At 74.3% G+C, this 15,959-nt stretch carries 12 protein-coding genes and 1 pseudogene; 7 read left to right on the top strand and 6 right to left on the bottom strand.

Features of this window, described 5'->3' with window-relative positions:
- Positions 1–43 precede the first annotated feature (43 nt).
- Positions 44–2,449 carry an aminopeptidase N gene (pepN, locus tag RBH18_RS27555; RefSeq protein ID WP_306212845.1) on the top strand — a complete coding sequence of 802 codons (2,406 nt, stop codon included), beginning with the start codon at positions 44–46 and terminating at the stop codon, positions 2,447–2,449.
- A gap of 64 nt (positions 2,450–2,513) precedes the next feature.
- On the opposite strand, the gene RBH18_RS27550 is transcribed toward pepN, so the two are convergent.
- On the bottom strand, positions 2,514–3,683 hold the full coding sequence (locus tag RBH18_RS27550; RefSeq protein WP_306212843.1) for a UDP-N-acetylglucosamine--N-acetylmuramyl-(pentapeptide) pyrophosphoryl-undecaprenol N-acetylglucosamine transferase: 1,170 nt from the start codon (positions 3,681–3,683) through the stop codon (positions 2,514–2,516).
- A 277-nt stretch (positions 3,684–3,960) separates the two neighbouring features.
- On the opposite strand from RBH18_RS27550, the gene RBH18_RS27545 reads away from it, so the two are divergent.
- From RBH18_RS27545 to RBH18_RS27520, 6 genes and pseudogenes are all read left to right on the top strand, one after another.
- On the top strand, positions 3,961–4,155 hold the full coding sequence (locus tag RBH18_RS27545) for a hypothetical protein (RefSeq protein WP_306212841.1): 195 nt from the start codon (positions 3,961–3,963) through the stop codon (positions 4,153–4,155).
- Positions 4,152–5,168 (top strand): annotated as a pseudogene (locus tag RBH18_RS27540) (ATP-binding protein); the annotation flags it as partial. The gene RBH18_RS27545 and the pseudogene RBH18_RS27540, both read left to right, overlap by 4 nt.
- 63 nt (positions 5,169–5,231) lie before the next feature.
- The gene (locus tag RBH18_RS27535; protein WP_372338993.1) at positions 5,232–6,245 is read left to right on the top strand and encodes a D-isomer specific 2-hydroxyacid dehydrogenase family protein; all 1,014 of its coding nucleotides are present in this window, start codon (positions 5,232–5,234) and stop codon (positions 6,243–6,245) included.
- Complete coding sequence (gene vanA, locus RBH18_RS27530; RefSeq protein WP_306212839.1) at positions 6,238–7,278, top strand: D-alanine--(R)-lactate ligase; 1,041 nt, start codon at positions 6,238–6,240, stop codon at positions 7,276–7,278. Before RBH18_RS27535 ends, vanA begins: the two co-directional genes overlap by 8 nt.
- Positions 7,279–7,328: 50 nt before the next feature.
- Positions 7,329–7,937 (top strand): D-Ala-D-Ala dipeptidase VanX, encoded by a 609-nt coding sequence (gene vanX / locus RBH18_RS27525; RefSeq protein ID WP_306212881.1) that lies wholly within the window; start codon positions 7,329–7,331, stop codon positions 7,935–7,937.
- A gap of 167 nt (positions 7,938–8,104) precedes the next feature.
- A complete protein-coding gene (locus tag RBH18_RS27520) occupies positions 8,105–8,824 on the top strand; it encodes a class II aldolase/adducin family protein (RefSeq protein ID WP_306212837.1) in 720 nt (239 codons plus the stop codon).
- Here RBH18_RS27520 and RBH18_RS27515 read toward each other — a convergent pair.
- The 5 genes from RBH18_RS27515 to RBH18_RS27495 form a co-directional block, all read right to left on the bottom strand.
- Positions 8,814–10,103: a glycosyltransferase gene (locus tag RBH18_RS27515; protein ID WP_306212835.1), complete on the bottom strand. Its 1,290-nt coding sequence runs from the start codon at positions 10,101–10,103 to the stop codon at positions 8,814–8,816. The two genes, RBH18_RS27520 and RBH18_RS27515, sit on opposite strands and share 11 nt — an antisense overlap.
- Before the next feature lie 95 nt (positions 10,104–10,198).
- The gene (locus tag RBH18_RS27510; RefSeq protein WP_306212833.1) at positions 10,199–10,330 is read right to left on the bottom strand and encodes a hypothetical protein; all 132 of its coding nucleotides are present in this window, start codon (positions 10,328–10,330) and stop codon (positions 10,199–10,201) included.
- 12 nt (positions 10,331–10,342) lie between these two features.
- On the bottom strand, positions 10,343–12,937 hold the full coding sequence (lanKC, locus tag RBH18_RS27505) for a class III lanthionine synthetase LanKC (protein ID WP_306212831.1): 2,595 nt from the start codon (positions 12,935–12,937) through the stop codon (positions 10,343–10,345).
- Positions 12,938–13,106: 169 nt separating this feature from the next.
- Positions 13,107–15,641: an ABC transporter permease gene (locus tag RBH18_RS27500; RefSeq protein WP_306212829.1), complete on the bottom strand. Its 2,535-nt coding sequence runs from the start codon at positions 15,639–15,641 to the stop codon at positions 13,107–13,109.
- On the bottom strand, positions 15,638–15,959 hold a 322-nt coding region (locus RBH18_RS27495; RefSeq protein WP_306212827.1), incomplete at its 5' end, for an ATP-binding cassette domain-containing protein. The genes RBH18_RS27500 and RBH18_RS27495, both read right to left, overlap by 4 nt.

The following is a 15,959-nucleotide window of genomic DNA, read 5'->3' as shown; positions in this document are numbered from 1 at the left end:
TAATGAACCGGAGATCCGGACGGCGAAGCGGGGGAGGCCGGGTATGGGTGTGCGCAGCCTGACGCAGGGGGAGGCCGAGGAGCGGGGTGCCCTGCTCACGGTGCAGCGGTACGACATCGACGTGGACCTCACCGAGCTGCCCGGCGGCCCGCGGGTGCGCAGCACGTCCACGATCAGCTTCACGTGCGCCACCCCGGGGGCGGCGAGCTTCGTGGACGCCGCCGCGACCGTGCTGCGGGCGACGCTCAACGGGCGGGAGCTGGGCCCGGCCGCCGACGGCCGGCTGCCGCTGCCGGAGCTGGCCGCGAGCAACGTGCTGGTCGTCGAGTGCGAGACGGAGAACACCCGCGACGGCGCCGGGGTGCACCGGGCGGTCGATCCGGCCGACGGCGAGGTCTATCTCTGGATGTCGTTCGAGCCGGATCAGGCGCGGTGGGTGTGGGCCTGCTTCGACCAGCCCGATCTCAAGGCGCCGCACGCGTTCACGGTCACGGCGCCGCCGGACTGGACGGTGACGAGCAACACGGGCGACGCCCGCGTCGAGGGGAACCGGTGGGTGTTCCCGCCGACGCCGCCGCTGTCGCCGTACAACACGGTGGTCAATGCCGGGCCGTTCCACCAGCTGCGGCGTACCGTCGACGGGTTCGATCTGGGCCTGTTCTGCCGGCGCTCGCTCAAGGCCGTGCTCGAGCGCGACGCGGACAAGCTGTTCACCACGACGGCGCAGGGCCTGCGCTTCTTCGGCGAGCAGTTCGGCATGCCGTTCCCGCAGCGCCGCTACGACCAGGTGTTCGTGCCCGAGTTCGGCGGCGCGATGGAGAACTACGGCTGCGTGACCTGGTCGGACTCGCTGCTGCCGCGCGCCGAGCCGACGCCGGCCGAGGACGCGCTGGTCGTCCGGGTGCTGCTGCACGAGATGGCGCACATGTGGTTCGGCAACATCGTGACGATGCGCTGGTGGGACGACCTGTGGCTGAACGAGGCGTTCGCCGAGTTCGCGTGCAAGTGGGCGGCGTCGCGCGCCACGGAGTACACCGACGCGTGGGCCCGGCACACCGTCGCGGAGAAGCTCGATGCCTACCTGACCGACCAGGGCCCGGTCACCCACCCGATCCACCAGCCGATCGCCGACGTGGCGCAGGCGGCGTCGATCTTCGACGCGATCACCTACCCCAAGGGCGCGTCGGTGCTGCGCCAGCTGCAGGCCTATGTGGGCCAGGAGGCGTTCCGGGCCGGCATGACCGCCTACTTCGCGCGCTTCGCCTGGGGCACCACGACGCTGCAGGACCTCATCGACGCGCTGGCCACGGCGAGCGGGCGCGACCTGGACGCGTGGCGCGACGGCTGGCTGGCCACGGCGGGCGCCGACCGGTTCACCCTGGAGACCGGCGGCGACGAGGTCGTGCTCGTGGGGCGGGGACCGGCCGGGCCGCCGCGCCCGCAGGTGCTCGCGGTCGGCGCCTATTCCGGACAGGACCCCGCCCTGGTACGCACGGCCCGCGCGCTGGTCGACGTGAGCACCGGGCGCACGCCCGTCCCGCTGCCGGCCGGCGCCGACTTCTACCTGGTCAACGACGAGGATCTGACGTACGCGACCGTACGCCCGGCGCCCCTGCGCGAGGCCGCCCGGCTGCCCACGCCGGAGGCCCGAGGCGTGGCCGTCGCCTCGGTGTGGGACGCCCTGACCACCGGCGAGGCGACCGCCGCCGAGACCGCCGCCGCCCTGGTCGCGGTGCTGCGCGCGGAGACCGCGCCCACCGTGATCGAGCCCTACCTGCGGCTGGCCGGTGACGTCGCCGAGCTGTGGGCGCCGGAGGCCGACCGGCCCGCCGTCGCCGCCCTGGTCGCCGGGGTGTGCGCGGAGCTGGCCCGGCAGCCGGCCCACCGGCGCAGCGCCGTGCGTGCGCTGGCCCGCGTCACCACCGATCCGGCCGCCGTCGCGGAGCTGGCCGGCGACGACGTCGACCTGCGCTGGCGGGCCCTGCTCCGCGCGTCCGAGCTGGGCGCCCCCACGGCCGCGGAGGTGACCGGGCTGCTCGCCCGCGACCCCGACCCGGACGCCACGCTGCAGGCGCTGACGGTGCGGGCGGCGGCGCCGGACGAGGCGGAGAAGGCCGCGGCGTGGCAGGCGCTGAGCACCGGCGAGGTGCCCGCCGGCCAGTTCGCCACGGTGTCGGCGGCCTTCTGGCGGCCCGGGCAGGAGGCGCTGCTGGCCCCCTACGCCGACCGCTACCTCGCCCTGCTGCCCACGCTGAGCCAGGGCGGCATGATCTTCGCGTCGTACTACGCCCGCGGGCTGTTCCCCAAGTTCGCCGTCGACGAGACGTGGCTGGCGCGGGCCCGGGAGGCGGCGGAGCGCGGCGACCTGGAGCCGGTCGTCGCCAAGACCCTCCTGGGCCAGGCCGACCTGGTCGGCCGCATGCTCCGCGCCCGGTCAGCGACCCGCTGAGCGGGCCGGGGCCGGGGCCGGGGCCGTGGCCGGGCGGGCCGGGGCCGGGCCGGGGCCGGCGGGCTTACCGGCCCGCCGAGATCGTCAGGATCTCGGTGACGACCCGGCCGGCGGCGTCCGGGCGGCCCTGGGCGGTGGCGGCCTGCGACATGGCGGCCCGGCGGCCCGGGTCGGCCAGCAGCTCGCCGAGGGCGGCCTGCAGGCGCTCCGGGGTGGCGGTCTCCTTGTCGAGCATCACGGCGGCGCCGGTGGCGGCCAGGTGGCGGGCGGTGTGGCGCTGCTCGTCGCCGGCCGAGACCGGGTAGGGGATCAGCACGGAGGCCTTGCCGAGGGCAGTGAGCTCGGCCACCGTGCCGGCGCCGGCACGGGCCACGACGACGGCCGCGGCGGCGAGCAGGTCGGGCAGCTCGTCGTGGATGAAGTCGACGACGCGGTAGCGGTGGGCGAGGTGCGGGGGCAGGGCCCGGGCGACCTCCTGCATCTCGGTGAGGCCGTGGCTGCCGCACTGGTGCACGATCTGGCAGCGCTCGAGCAGGCCGGGCAGCGCGCCGGTCAGCATCCGGTTGATCTGCTGGGCGCCGAGCGCACCCCCGGTGACCAGGACGAGCGGCACCGACGGGTCGAGCCCGTACGCGGCCAGGCCCTTCGCCGGATCGCCGCTGAGCACGGCCGGGCGCACCGGGTTGCCGGTGACGACCGCCCGGCTGCGCGCCCGGGCGGGCAGGTGCTCGAGGGAGGCCTCGTGGCTGAGCAGCACGCGGGTGGCCACGCGGGCCAGGATGCGGTTGGCCAGGCCCACGCTGAGGGTCTGCTCGTGCATCAGGTAGGGCACCCGGAACAGGGCCGCGGCCAGCCCGATCGGCACGGAGACGAAGCCGCCCGTGCTGAACACCACGGCGGGCTTGGTGCGGGCCACGGTGAAGGCCGCTTGCAGGATGCCCAGCGGGATGCGGAAGGCGTCGGCGATGTTGCGGCCGATGTCGCGCGGGCTCAGCGAGCGGCGCAGCTTGCCGGTGGTGACCGCCTTGAAGGGGATGCCGTTGCGCTCGGCGATCGTGGCCTCGAGGCCGGTGGCGACGCCGACCCAGAGCAGCTCGGGCGTGGTGCCGGTCTCGGCGAGCCGGGCCTGCAGGGTGTGGATCGTGGTCAGCGCGGGGTAGGTGTGGCCGCCCGTGCCGCCTCCGGTGACGATCATGCGGAGTGCATGCAGGCGCTGGGTGCTGTAGAGGGACATGTGGAGCCACTCCGAGGATCGCGGTGCCGGTCGGGTCGAGGCAGTGTATCGACCGTCCGGGCGGACCCGCTTCCCTCGACCCGCCTCACCCAGAGTGACTGATCGGTGTCGTTCCGCGCCGGCGTCCGGGCGCTCGGGGAAGCGTCTTTACCAGGAATAACACCCGACGCGCCACCCCTCTCGGGTCAGCTCGACTCCCCGAGGCGCGGACGGCTAGAGTGAGCGCTCTGTATACGGTCGACCGGCCAGGAATCGACGAGGCGCGAGAGGAAGCGTGGTGACCAGAGTTCCCGGCACGGGCGTCACGGCGCTCCTCGGGGGTGCGCTGGACGGCCGAGGTTACTATGTCGGCTTCGTCGCGCACCGGGCGACCGGCGGCCGCGGGATCGCGGTGGCCGGCGAGGTCAGCACCACGGCAGCTGCCCCGTTGCCCGGCGTGAGGCGATCGGTCGCCGGTGCCACAGCATCGTGAGCGGGAGTCCGGCAGACGCTGACGAGGCGAGGGCCACGCCGACACGGAAGGAACCGCAAGTGACGAAGCTCCGCATCGGCGTGCTCTACGGCGGGCAGCACCCGGGACCCGACGTCTCCTACGACGCCGCGGTCGCCGTGCTCGCCCACCTCAACCGGGAGCGCTTCGACCCGGTGCCGGTGCGGATCACCGCCGACGGCCGCTGGCGGGTCGCCGCGCCGGACGACAGCCTCGGGCGCGGCCAGGCCCTCAAGCCCAAGGCGCCGGCCGCCCGCTCCGCGGCCCTGACCTCGGCGATGAAGGCCCTCGCCGGCGTCGACGTCGTCCTGCCCGTCCTGCACGGCACCCCCGACGAGGACAGCACCGTCCGCGGCCTGCTCGACCTGCTCGCCGTGCCCTATGTGGGCCGCGGCGTGGCGGCCGGCGTCGTGGGCATGGACAAGGCCTTCACCCGGGCGGTGCTGCGGGCCGAGGGCATCAAGGTCGCCGACGCGGTCGTGCTGCGCAGCCCCGGCGAGACCGTCGGCGACAGCGACCGGGCCCGGCTCGGGCTGCCGCTGCTGGTCAAGCCGAGCTGCGGCAACCCGGGCGACGGCGTCACCCGGGTCGACGACGCCACCGCCCTCGACGCGGCGGTGGCCGAGGCGTTCCGCTTCGACGCCAAGGTGCTGGTCGAGCGGGCCGTGCCGGGGCAGGAGATCAGCATCTCGGTGCTGCAGCACCCGGACGGCCGGCTGGTCGCCTCGCCGCCGGTGCACCCGGAGGGCGACGCCGGTCAGGGCCCCGTGGTGCCCCTGGAGCCCGCGCTCTGCGCCGCCCTCGACGAGCTGGCCATCCGGGCCTTCCGGATCCTCGGGTGCACGGGCCTGGCCCGGATCAACTTCCTCGTCGACACCGCCGGGGGCCGCACCTCGGTGGTGCTCCACGAGGTCGACGCCCGGCCGGTGCTCGTCCCGGGCGCGCCGGACGCGGCCGCCTGGAGCAGCGCCGGGCTGCCCTACACCGGCCTGCTCGACGTCCTGATCGACACCGGGCTGGCCCGGCGCGGCAGCCTGCCCGTGCCGGCCGACGCCGCCCTGCCCAAGTCCCACACGTCGCCCTCGTCGCTGTCCCCGGTGGTCCGCCCCGAGACAGGCATCACCGTCTTCAGCTGCGCGCCGGACGAGGCCGTGCTCTTCCGCGAGATGGCGCCGCACCTCGGCGTGGTCACCACGATCACCGAGGAGCACGTCTCCGAGGCCAACGCGAGCCTGGCCGCGGGCAACCGGTGCGTCAGCGTGGGGCACAAGTCCCGGGTCACCAACGCCACGCTGCTCGCACTCAGCCGGGTCGGCGTGCGCTACATCTCCACCCGCAGCGTCGGTTTCGACCACATCGACATCACGTACGCGCAGAGCGTCGGCATCACCGTCGGCAACGTCTTCTACTCGCCGGACAGCGTCGCCGACTACACGATCATGCAGATGCTGATGCTGCTGCGCGACGCCAAGTCGACGATCCACCGCACGGACGAGCACGACTACCGGCTGCACGAGGTGCGCGGCAAGGAGCTGCGCGACCTGACCGTCGGCGTGGTCGGCACCGGGCGCATCGGCACCGCGGTCATCGACCGGCTGCACGGCTTCGGCTGCCGGATCCTGGCCCGCGACAGCAGCCCGGCGACCGCCGCCGCGCAGATCCCGCTCGACATCCTGCTGCAGCAGAGCGACATCGTCACGCTGCACACGCCGCTGAACGCGAGCACGCATCACCTGCTCAACAGCCGCAACCTCGGGCAGGCCAAGAAGGGCGCCTTCATCGTCAACACCGGGCGCGGCGCCCTGATCGACACCGCGGCCCTCGTGTCGGCGCTGGAGAACGGCAAGCTCGGCGGTGCGGCGCTCGATGTCATCGAGGGCGAGGCGGGTATCTTCTACGCCGACTGCAGGGACAGGCCGGTCGAGAACAAACTGCTCCTGCGGCTGCAGGAGATGCCGAACGTGCTGATCAGCCCGCACACGGCCTATTACACGGACCGGGCCCTGAGCGACACCGTGGAAAACTCCATCATCAACTGTCTGAGTTTCGAAAGCGAGAATCGGCGTGGCTAAGCTGAAAATCGGAATCCTGTTCGGCGGCATCTCGGAAGAGCACCCGGTCTCGATCAAGTCCGCGTCGGAAGTCGCCAAGCACCTCGACCTGGAGAAGTACGAGCCGTTCTGGATCGGGATCACCAAGGACGGCGCCTGGAAGCTCTGCGACGGCCCCGGCCCCGACTGGGAGCAGGGCACCCTGCGCACGGCCGTGCTGTCCCCCGACCGCGGCGTGCACGGCCTGCTCGTGCTGGGCGAGGGCGGCATCGAGACGATCAGGCTCGACGTGGTCCTGCCCGTGCTGCACGGCAAGGGCGGCGAGGACGGCACCATGCAGGGCCTGCTGGAGCTCTCCGGCATCCCGTACGTGGGCTGCGACGTCCAGAGCTCCGCGGTGTGCATGGACAAGGCCCTCGCCTACTCCGTCGTGCAGAGCGCCGGCATCGCCACGCCCGGCTTCTGGATCGTCTCGCCGGCCGACAAGTTCGACGACGAGCAGCTCACCTACCCGGTGTTCGTGAAGCCGGCCCGCTCGGGCTCGTCCTTCGGCGTCACCAAGGTCACCAGCAAGGAGGAACTGCAGGCCGCGCTCGACGTCGCCGCCGAGTTCGACTCCAAGGTGCTCATCGAGCAGGCCGTGGTCGCCCGCGAGATCGGCTGCTCGGTCATGGGCAACGACGGCGAGCTCTTCGTCGGCGAGCTGGACCGGGTCGCGCTCACCCACGGCTTCTTCCGGATCCACCAGGAGGACGCCCCGGAGCAGGGCTCCGAGAACTCGTCCTTCATCGTCCCGGCGGACATCACGCCCGAGGAGCGCGCCCTCGTCCAGGAGACGGCGAAGACCATCTACCGGGCCCTGGGCTGCCGTGGCCTGGCGCGCGTGGACACTTTCCTCACCGACGACGGCAAGGTCGTCCTCAACGAGGTCAACACGCTGCCCGGCCTGACCTCCTACAGCCGCTACCCGCGCATGATGGCCGCCGCCGGCCTCTCGCTCGGCGACGTCATCGACCGCACGGTGTCGCTGGCCCTGACGGGCAAGATGCAGTGACCTCGCTGCCCGAGGGCTCTCTCCCGGACGGCTCCTTCCCGGACGGCTCTATCCCTGACGGCTTCGCCTACGTCGACGAGCTGGTCCCCGGGGTCCGCTGGGATGCCAAGTACGCCACGTGGGACAGCTTCGTCGGCAAGCCGGTCGACGGTTACCTGGTGAACAGGATCGTCGCCACGCGCGAGTTCTGCGCGGCCCTCACGGTCGCGCGGGACAAGGCCGAGGCCCTCGGCTTCGGCCTGCTGCTGTGGGACGCCTACCGCCCGCAGCGCGCCGTGGACCACTTCATGCGCTGGGCGGAGGAGCCGGAGGACGGCCGCAAGAAGGCGCGGCACTATCCGAACATCACCCGGGCCGACATGTTCGAGCAGGGCTACGTGGCCACGAAGTCGGGTCACAGCCGGGGCAGCACGGTCGACCTGACGCTCTTCGACCTGGCCACCGGCGAGCTGACGCCGATGGGCGGCGACCACGACGTCATGGACCCGATCTCGCACCACGGCGCCGAGGGCGTCCCGCCGGTCGAGGCGGCCAACCGCGCGCACCTCCGCTCGATCATGGAGGACGCCGGGTTCGTGTTCTACGCCTGCGAGTGGTGGCACTACACCCTCGCGGACGAGCCCTATCCGGACACGTACTTCGATTTCCCGGTCGCCTGAGCGACCGTGCGCCGGGAGCCGGCGATCGAGCCCGGCCGGGGTCCCGCCCCGGCCGGGCAGGCCCGGCTCCCGAGGCGCACCCCTCGTCGTCGTGGCCGTGGCGGCGATCCCGGTGGCGGCGGTGCTGCCCGGCGCCGGCGGCACCACGACGGCCATAATCGACGGCCATGACGGAATTCGCGGCTGAGCGCGAGCTGATCGCGGCCGCCTGCCGGGTGCTGGCCGCCCGGGGGCTCGCCCCGGGCTTCCTCGGCCACGTCAGCCTGCGCGTCGACCCGTGGCGGCTGCTCGTACGCTGCCGCGGCCCGCACGAGCGCGGCCTCGCCTGGACGACCGCCGCCGACGTGCGGCTAGTGCATCTCGACGGCTCCGCGGCGGCCCGCGGCGAGCTGGACGGCTGGAGCGTGCCGCACGAGCTGCCGCTGCACACCGAGATCCTCCGCGTACGCCCGGAGGTGTCCGCCGTCGTCCACGCCCACCCGGAGGACGTGGTCGCCGCCGACCTCGCCGGGCACGCCGTCCGGCCGATCGTCGGCGCCCTGGACATCCCGGGTGCCCGGCTGGCGGCCGGCGGCGTCCCGGTCTATCCGCGCAGCGTGCTGATCCGCACCCGGCCGCTGGCCGCCGAGCTGGCCGCCGTGCTGGGCGACCGCCCGGTGGTGCTGCTGCGCGGGCACGGGCTGACCAGTGTGGCCCGCGGCGTCCCGGAGGCGGTGCTGCAGGCGCTGTCGGTGGACCGGCTGGCCCGGCTGACGCTGGCCGTGGCCGCCGCCGGCGGGGTGCCCCGCGACGTGCCGCCGGAGGACCTGGCCGAGCTGCCGGACCTGGGCGCCGGCCTCAACACCGAGATCGCGTGGCGGCACGAGCTCGCCCGGCTCAGCGCGTGACGAGGCGCTCCAGGACGTCCACGATCGCGGGCACCCCGCCCTCGCCGCGCATCCCGGCGGCCAGGACCCGCGCGCGCTGCCGGTAGCGGGGCTCGCCGTCGGCCTCCCGGATGGCCGCGGCCAGCCGGTCCGCCGTCAGGTCCCGCTGGTGCAGCGGCGGCGGCGCCACGCCGATCCGGTGCAGGCGCCGGCTCCACTGCAGCTGCTCGCGGTGGAACGGGCAGGCGACCTGCGGTAGCCCCGCCGCCGTGGCGGTGTGCAGCGTGCCGGTGCCGCCCGCGTGCACGGCCAGCCGGACGCGGGGGAGCAGCCACTCGTACGGGACGTCGCTGGTCACAAAGATCTCCGGCGGCGGGTCGGGGATCGTGATGCCGCCCCAGCCGGTGACCACGACGGCCCGGTGCCCGGTGGCCGCGACCGCCTCGGCGACGTGCCGTCCGGCCGTCTCCGGGTCCGTGCCGACCAGGCTGCCGAAGCCGACGGCGAGGGGCTGCGGGCCGGCCGCCAGGAAGGCCGTGAGCTCCGGGGCGGGCTGCCAGGCGGGATCCACCGGCAGCTGCCAGGCGCCGTGGGTGTGGACGGTCGCGGGCCAGTCCGGCGCCGGGGCGAGGATGTGGCGGCTGAAGCCGTGCAGCACCGGCAGCGGGGCACCGCCGGGGCCGTGCCGGTAGTCGAGCGCGCCCGGGCGGTCCGCCAGCCCCAGCACCCCGCTGCGCCAGGCGGCCGCGGCCTCGGCGACCTCGGGGGCGGGCCGGCGGCGCCGGGAGACGACGTGGCTGAGCCGGTTGAGGCTCTTCGGGGCCGTGCCCAGCGAGCCGAGCAGCGTGCTCGGATAGTGGCGAGACGGCACGTAGAAGGGATAGAGCACGGTGAGGGCGGCCGGCGCGCCGAGCCGCTCGGGGATCTGGTGCATCGCCTCCGCGTTCGACTGCGAGAAGAGCACCAGGTCCGCCCCGTCGGCCGCGGCCTCCCACGCCTCGCGCAGCAGCACCGGATAGAGCCGGTGGTACTCGTCGCGCAGCATCAGCGCGGTGCGCTTGGCCTCGGCGGTGGGCCGGTCGTCGCGCAGGTACATCGCCTGCACCTCGGGCAGGTCCAGCAGGTCCAGCAGCCCGCTGTCCAGGGCGGCGAAGCCGGCGCCGTGGGCGGTGGCGAGCGGCCCGAACCGCCCGGGCGCGACCAGCGTGGCCCGGTGCCCGGCGCGGGCCAGGCCGGCGGCGAGTGCCGCGTACGGCTGGACGTCGCCCCGGCTGCCGTAGCAGTACAACAACACGCGCATGACGGCTCCTGCGATGGCGGAAGGGCTTATCCTGCGGGGAGGAGCGCGGCGGGGAGGTGGCGTTACGGTCGCCACCTCCCCGCCCGTCGCCTAGGTCAGCAGTTCGACCAGGTGAAGCTGCTCGGCCAGCCGGGGCACGGGGAGCTGACGCTGAGCGTGCTGACCAGCGGCATGTCCTCGGTGGCCGAGGCCGACGGCAGTTCCTGCAGATCCAGGATCTCCTGCATGGTGGTTCTCCTTCATTTCTCTCCGGCCGGGTTGCCGGAAGACTGGGGGGTCGCGCCGAGGAACGGCAGCCCGGGGCCGCCGTGGCGCGCGGTGTGCACGGCCAGGAGGACCCCGGCCGTCCCGGTGGCCACGTCCATCGACAGCCGCAGGGACTGGTTCCCCGGGAAGGCGACGTGCCCGTGGCAGGGCACCGCCTGGTCGTTGAGCGTGTCCAGCAGGCGGGTGATGCGGTCGTCGACGTCCGCGCCGGGCCGGGTCGCCCGGCGGTGCGCGAGGTAGGTGACGATCCCGGCGCGTCCGAAGTGCAGCGTGGGCTGGACGTAGTACTCGTAGGCGGCGCTGCGGTCGATGCCGTGGTCCGCCTCGGCCAGGTCGGTGTCGGGACGGTGGCGCAGCAGCTCGGAGAGCACCATGCCGACCCCGACCCCGCCGATCTCCAGGTAGGGCAGGGTGCGCCAGCCCTGGTCGGCCTCCAGCGTGCCGTTCCTGGTGAGCGTGCAGTTGGCGAGGTCGCGGCGGACGGCCTCGGCGGCGAGATCGAGCAGGGCCGGGTCGCCGGTCCGCTCGTACAGGCGGAGGAAGAGCAGGCCGGGACCGCTCCAGCCGCGCAGCACGCCGGGCAGGCCGCGCTCCGCGTCCGGCCGCTCCGGCGGCGGGGTGGAGCGCATCGTGGCGGCCAGCCGGTCGGCGGCGGCCACGGCCTCGGCGGCGAGCTCCGCGTCGCCGGTCGCGTCGGCGAAGTGCAGCAGATTGAGCGCCGCGCCGGACAGGCCGCGGAAGTAGTCGTGCCCGGTCAGGTCCGCCGTGGACCGGCGCGCCCGGTCGAGGACCTCCCGGGCGTCGGCCGCACGGCCCAGCTCCAGCAGCGTGTACGCCACCCCGTGCAGCCCGCTGTAGAACCCGGGCTCGACGTCCTCGCTCGCCCGCACCCGGTCGAGCAGCCACCGCTCGTGCTCCGGATGCCGCCCGTGCCCCGTGGCGTGCAGGGTGTGCAGGATGCCGGCCGCCCCGTACGCGAACCCGAGCCCCTGCCCGCGGCTGAACGCCTCGATGTCGGCGGGGAACAGCCGGTCGGTGCGCTCGGGTGTGGCGGTGGCCAGGATCGCCCGGGCCATCGACGCGCTCACCCCGGGCCAGTCCACGGGCTCCTCGCCCTCGAGGAACCGGCGGGTGGCCCCGGTGACGGGACGGCGGAACCCGGTGGCGGCGGCCGAGCCGAGCAGCTCCGCGATCATCCGGTCGACGTACTCGCGGGGAAGCCCGTAGCGGCGGCCGACGGTCCGGGCGAGCTGGCGGACCTTGCCCGGTTCCAGGTCCACCGCGTTGGTGAGCGGCAGGAACATGTCGAGCCGGAGCGCGCCGAGCCCCCACCGGTCCGCGGCAACGCCCCGCAGGTGCCCGGGCGGGGCGAAGCCGGGCGCCGCCAGCGGGCCCCGGTGCTCCGGGTCGTCGAGTCCGCTGAACTCGAAGTCGATGAAGACCGGCCGGCCGTCGCGCACCAGGATGTTCTTCGGGTGCACATCCCCGAGCACGACGCCGCGCTCGTGGATCGCCGCCATGCCCGCCTCGATGCGGTCGAGGACCTCGAGCGCCCAGCCGACGTAGTCGCGGGTGTCCTGCTCGGTGCTGCCCGGGTGCAGGATCGGGATGCGCTCCATCGCGGCCCGCTTGAGGTCCAGCCCGTCGACGACCTCCATCGCCACGAACTGGTGCTCCCAGGCGGTGAAGGCGCCGTGGAAGCGCGGCGCCACGTCGAGGCCGTCGAGGCGGCGCAGGATCTCGGCCTCGCGGCGCAGGCGGGTGACCGCGTCGGCGCCGCTGGGGTCCAGCCCGGCGTGCGGGCGGGCCTCCTTGAGGACGACGCGCTCGCCGGTCCGCTTGTCGTCGGCGAGGTAGACGCCGCCGGCGTTGGAGAAGTGCAGCGCCGAGGTGGGCCGGTAACCGAACTCGCCGCTCGTGGCCGTCGGCGAAGGCGCGGCCGCCAGGAAGTCCGGCAGCCGGACCCAGTCCGGCACGCTGAATCTGGCCTCCCGCACGTCGGGGACCAGGGTGCCGTCGGGCCGCGCGATGGCCGGGGTCAGCTCGCCCTTGTCGTTGTGGCAGTGCCGGGGGCTGAAGCCGCCGTAGCGCACGAACAGCGGGCCCTCGCGCCAGCGGCGGTCGCTGAGAATGTACGGCCCGGGCTGCCCGCCGAGCAATTCCTCCAGGTCGAGCAGCACCTTCTCGCAATGCGTCTCGTCCAGCGGGTAGAGGGTGATGAACTTGCCGCTCGATCCGCGCTCGGCGTATTTCGCATTGGCGTCCATGACTCGTCCCGGGCCGCGCAGAAACTTGAGGACGATGCCGTTGTCGCGGCAGTAGCCCCAGGTGGTGGCGAGCCGGTCGGCGGCGGCCTCGAGCGTGGTGGAGACGTGCACCTTCCAGCCCTGCTCGGGCAGCTGGACGGCGGGGGGATGCAGGCCCACCCAGGGCGTGTCCACGTGCCGGACCCACCCCTCGGGCAGCGCGGCGGTCACCAGCGGAAAATCGTCGCCGCCGTCCTCGCCGGGCAGTTCGTAGAAGTCGGTGCCGGGGCTGCAGAAGCGAATGTAACGCGTGTCCAGCACGGCTTTTCCTCCTCGGTCCCGGCCTCGATGAATGTCATTACATCATCGGGCCGGGACCTTTCCCGCCGGTGCCGACCGGGCTCCGAACAAAAGCTGTCCACAGTGCTGGGTGCCGGTCCGCCCACGGGGTTTCGAGGCTCGGGGTACGCGCTGTCCGCAGCGGCGGGTGTCAGCCCGCCCGCAGGGCGTCGAGGGCCCGCGAGCGCAGCGCCAGGCGGGCCGGCACGACGCCGCCGACGACGCCGACGAGCAGGGCGGCGCCGCAGATCAGGGCGTACGGGCCGGCGGCGAACGGCAGCCACAGCGAGTGGGTGAAGATGTAGCCGTAGCCCAGCAGCGGCACCGCCGCCACGAGCGTGCCCAGCAGGATCCCGCCGGCCACGATGATCGCCGTCTCGCAGGCCACGGCCCGGACGATGTACGCCGGCTGGGCCCCGGCCAGCCGCAGCAGCGCGAACTGCCCGCGCCGGGCCATGGCCGAGCTGACCAGCACGTTGATGGCCGCGATCCCGGCGTAGCCGCCGATCATGACGACGAAGAGATGAATGATCCAGGTGTCGCCGCTGCTCTGGGCCCGGAGGAACGCCATGAAGCCGTCCTTGGTGAGGGCCTCGACATTCGGGTCCACGGACCGCAGGGCGTCGATGCGGGCGGCCACGGCGGCGGGGTCCGCGCCGTCGCCGACCCGGACGAGCACCCCGGCGTCGTAGGGCTCGAGCAGGTGCGGTTGCGCCATCGCGCGCGGCATGAGGACGGACAGCGTGGCGGCGCCGGCGTCGAAGACCGCTGCCACCCGTACGCGTTGCGGGGTGCCGTCGCTGAGCAGCACGTCGGCCTGCTGCCCGGCCCGCCAGCCGTACCGGCTCGCCACGCCGCGGTCGACGGCGATGGCGCCGGCGCCGAAGTCCTGCCACGAGCCCGCGGTCACCGGCACCCGGAACAGCTCGCCCGCGGTGGCCGGGTCGACGGCCACGGCCTCCACCGAGGAGCCGTCCCGTGGCACGAGGAGACGCGTGTTGATCATGCCGGACGCGGCCGCGACCCCCGGCACGTCCGCGACCCGGCCGGCCACCCCGGGCGGCAGGCCGAGCTGCTCGCCGCCGCGCACGGCGAGGTCGATGCGCAGCTGTTCGGCGTAGTTGCGGGCCTGCGCCTCGAAGGTGCCCTTCTCCTGGAAGATCAGTAGGCACGCGAACGCCACCATGAGCAGCAGCGGCGTGGTCACCCCGACGGCCCGGGACAGGTCGTTGCGGATCTGCCGGGTGGCCAGGAAGGCGCCGAACGAGCGGCCCAGCAGCGGCGTGACCAGGCGCAGCAGCCCGGCGAGCAGCAGCCTCCCGAGCAGCACCGCGGCCAGCACCAGGAAGGGCGCCGACAGGATGAACAGCACCCCGGCGACGTCGATCGCGGTGTAGCCGCCGGTGTTCGCGACCACGGCGCCCGCGACCACGAACAGGGCGGCGATGCCGAGGGTCACGAAGCCGGCGACGACCCGCAGCCGGCTCGACCGGGTGGGCTGGGCATCGGCCGAGCGCATGGCGTCGGCCGGGGAGATCTTCGACGCCTTCCACGCGGGCAGGGCGCCGGCCAGGATCGCGGTGAGCACGGCGACGCCGGTGCCGGCGAGGAGGGGGGTCGCGCCGACCTGCAGGCGTACGGACTCCGCGACCATGCCCTGCGCGGCGAAGAACCGGATCCCCAGGGCGCCGAGGCCGACGCCGAGCAGCCCGCCGAGCAGCCCCGCGAACAGGCCGACGAACGCCGCCTCGCCGACCACGAGGCGGCGTACCCGCGCGGGGGTGGCCCCGACCGTGCGCAGCAGGGCGATCTCGCGGCGCCGCTGGTGCACCGACACCGACAGGGTGCTCGCGATGACCAGCGCCGCGATGCCCAGGGCGCTCGCCGCCATCAGCAGGACGAACTGGCTCGACCCGCCGGACAGCTCGGCCGTGCGCCGGTCCAGGATCAGCGCGTGCGACCGGTCGGTGGTCACCTCCGCCCCGGGCAGCGCGGCCCGCAGCGCCTTCGCCACTGCCGCCGGATCGCCGGAGACCCGGACCAGGGCCAGCAGCGGGTCGCCGCCGAGCTCGGCCGCGCGGGCGCCGGTGAGCAGGACCGCGTGCTCGTACTGCGAGCCGGGCCAGGTCACGATCCCGGTCAGGCGGTAGGCGGCCGTGCCCTGGAGGGTCACCAGCGTGACCTGCTCGCCGACCGTGGCACCGGCCGCCGCGGCGGTGTCCCGGTCCAGGACGACGTCGCCGGGCGCGCGTGGTGCCGTGCCCTGTGTCAGCGTGACGGGCTCCGCCAGTGCCGTGCTCCATGGGTGCGCCCACGACCGCTTGGCGGCGTCGCCGATGGTCGCGCTGCCGGTCGACACGTACGCGGGGGAGGGGGTCTCGGCGGAGACCCCGGTGACGCCGTCCGTGGCGCGGATCCGCTCGAGCTGCCCGGCGGTCAGCCGGCGCCGGTCGGTCAGCGGCATCGCCCGGCCGTCGGCGGCGACGGCCTGGTCCGGCATGCGGACGACCAGGTCGGCGTCGCGCAGCGCCCAGGGCGTCGGGGCGCCGTCCGGGTTCGCGGCGGACGCCGACTGCTGCAGGATCAGGGCGGCCGCGACCAGGGCGGCGCCGAGCATGACGGCCACGATCGAGCCGATCGCGGCCGACCAGCGGGTGCGCAGGCTGCGCCAGGCCATGGTGATCATGCGAGACCCTCCAGCGCGGCGAGCCGGGCCAGCACGGTGTCCGCCGTCGGGCGGGCCAGCTCCTCGACCAACCGGCCGTCGCGCAGGAACAGCACCCGGTGCGCCCAGCTGGCCGCGAGCGGGTCGTGCGTCACCATGACGACCGTCTGCCCCGCTCCGTCGACCGCCTCCCTGAAGAACCGCAGCACCTCCAGCCCGGTCCGCGAGTCCAGGTTGCCGGTCGGCTCGTCGGCGAACACCACCTCGGGCCGGTGCAGCAGCGCCCGGGCGACCGCGACGCGCTGCTGCTGGCCGCCCGACAGCTCGGCGGGCCGGTGG

It is taken from the genome of Actinoplanes oryzae (genome assembly GCF_030757795.1).
Classification (GTDB): domain Bacteria; phylum Actinomycetota; class Actinomycetes; order Mycobacteriales; family Micromonosporaceae; genus Actinoplanes.
The sequence above is the reverse complement of the archived record's forward strand: the minus strand, read 5'-3'. Positions and strand labels throughout refer to the sequence as shown.

Coding starts and splice junctions, on each gene's coding strand:
- pepN (WP_306212845.1), top strand. CDS start 44: ATGGGTGTGCGCAGCCTGACGCAGGGGGAGGCCGAGGAGCGGGGTGCC.
- RBH18_RS27550 (WP_306212843.1), bottom strand. CDS start 3,683: ATGTCCCTCTACAGCACCCAGCGCCTGCATGCACTCCGCATGATCGTC.
- RBH18_RS27520 (WP_306212837.1), top strand. CDS start 8,105: ATGACGGAATTCGCGGCTGAGCGCGAGCTGATCGCGGCCGCCTGCCGG.
- RBH18_RS27515 (WP_306212835.1), bottom strand. CDS start 10,103: ATGCGCGTGTTGTTGTACTGCTACGGCAGCCGGGGCGACGTCCAGCCG.
- RBH18_RS27510 (WP_306212833.1), bottom strand. CDS start 10,330: ATGCAGGAGATCCTGGATCTGCAGGAACTGCCGTCGGCCTCGGCCACC.
- RBH18_RS27500 (WP_306212829.1), bottom strand. CDS start 15,641: ATGATCACCATGGCCTGGCGCAGCCTGCGCACCCGCTGGTCGGCCGCG.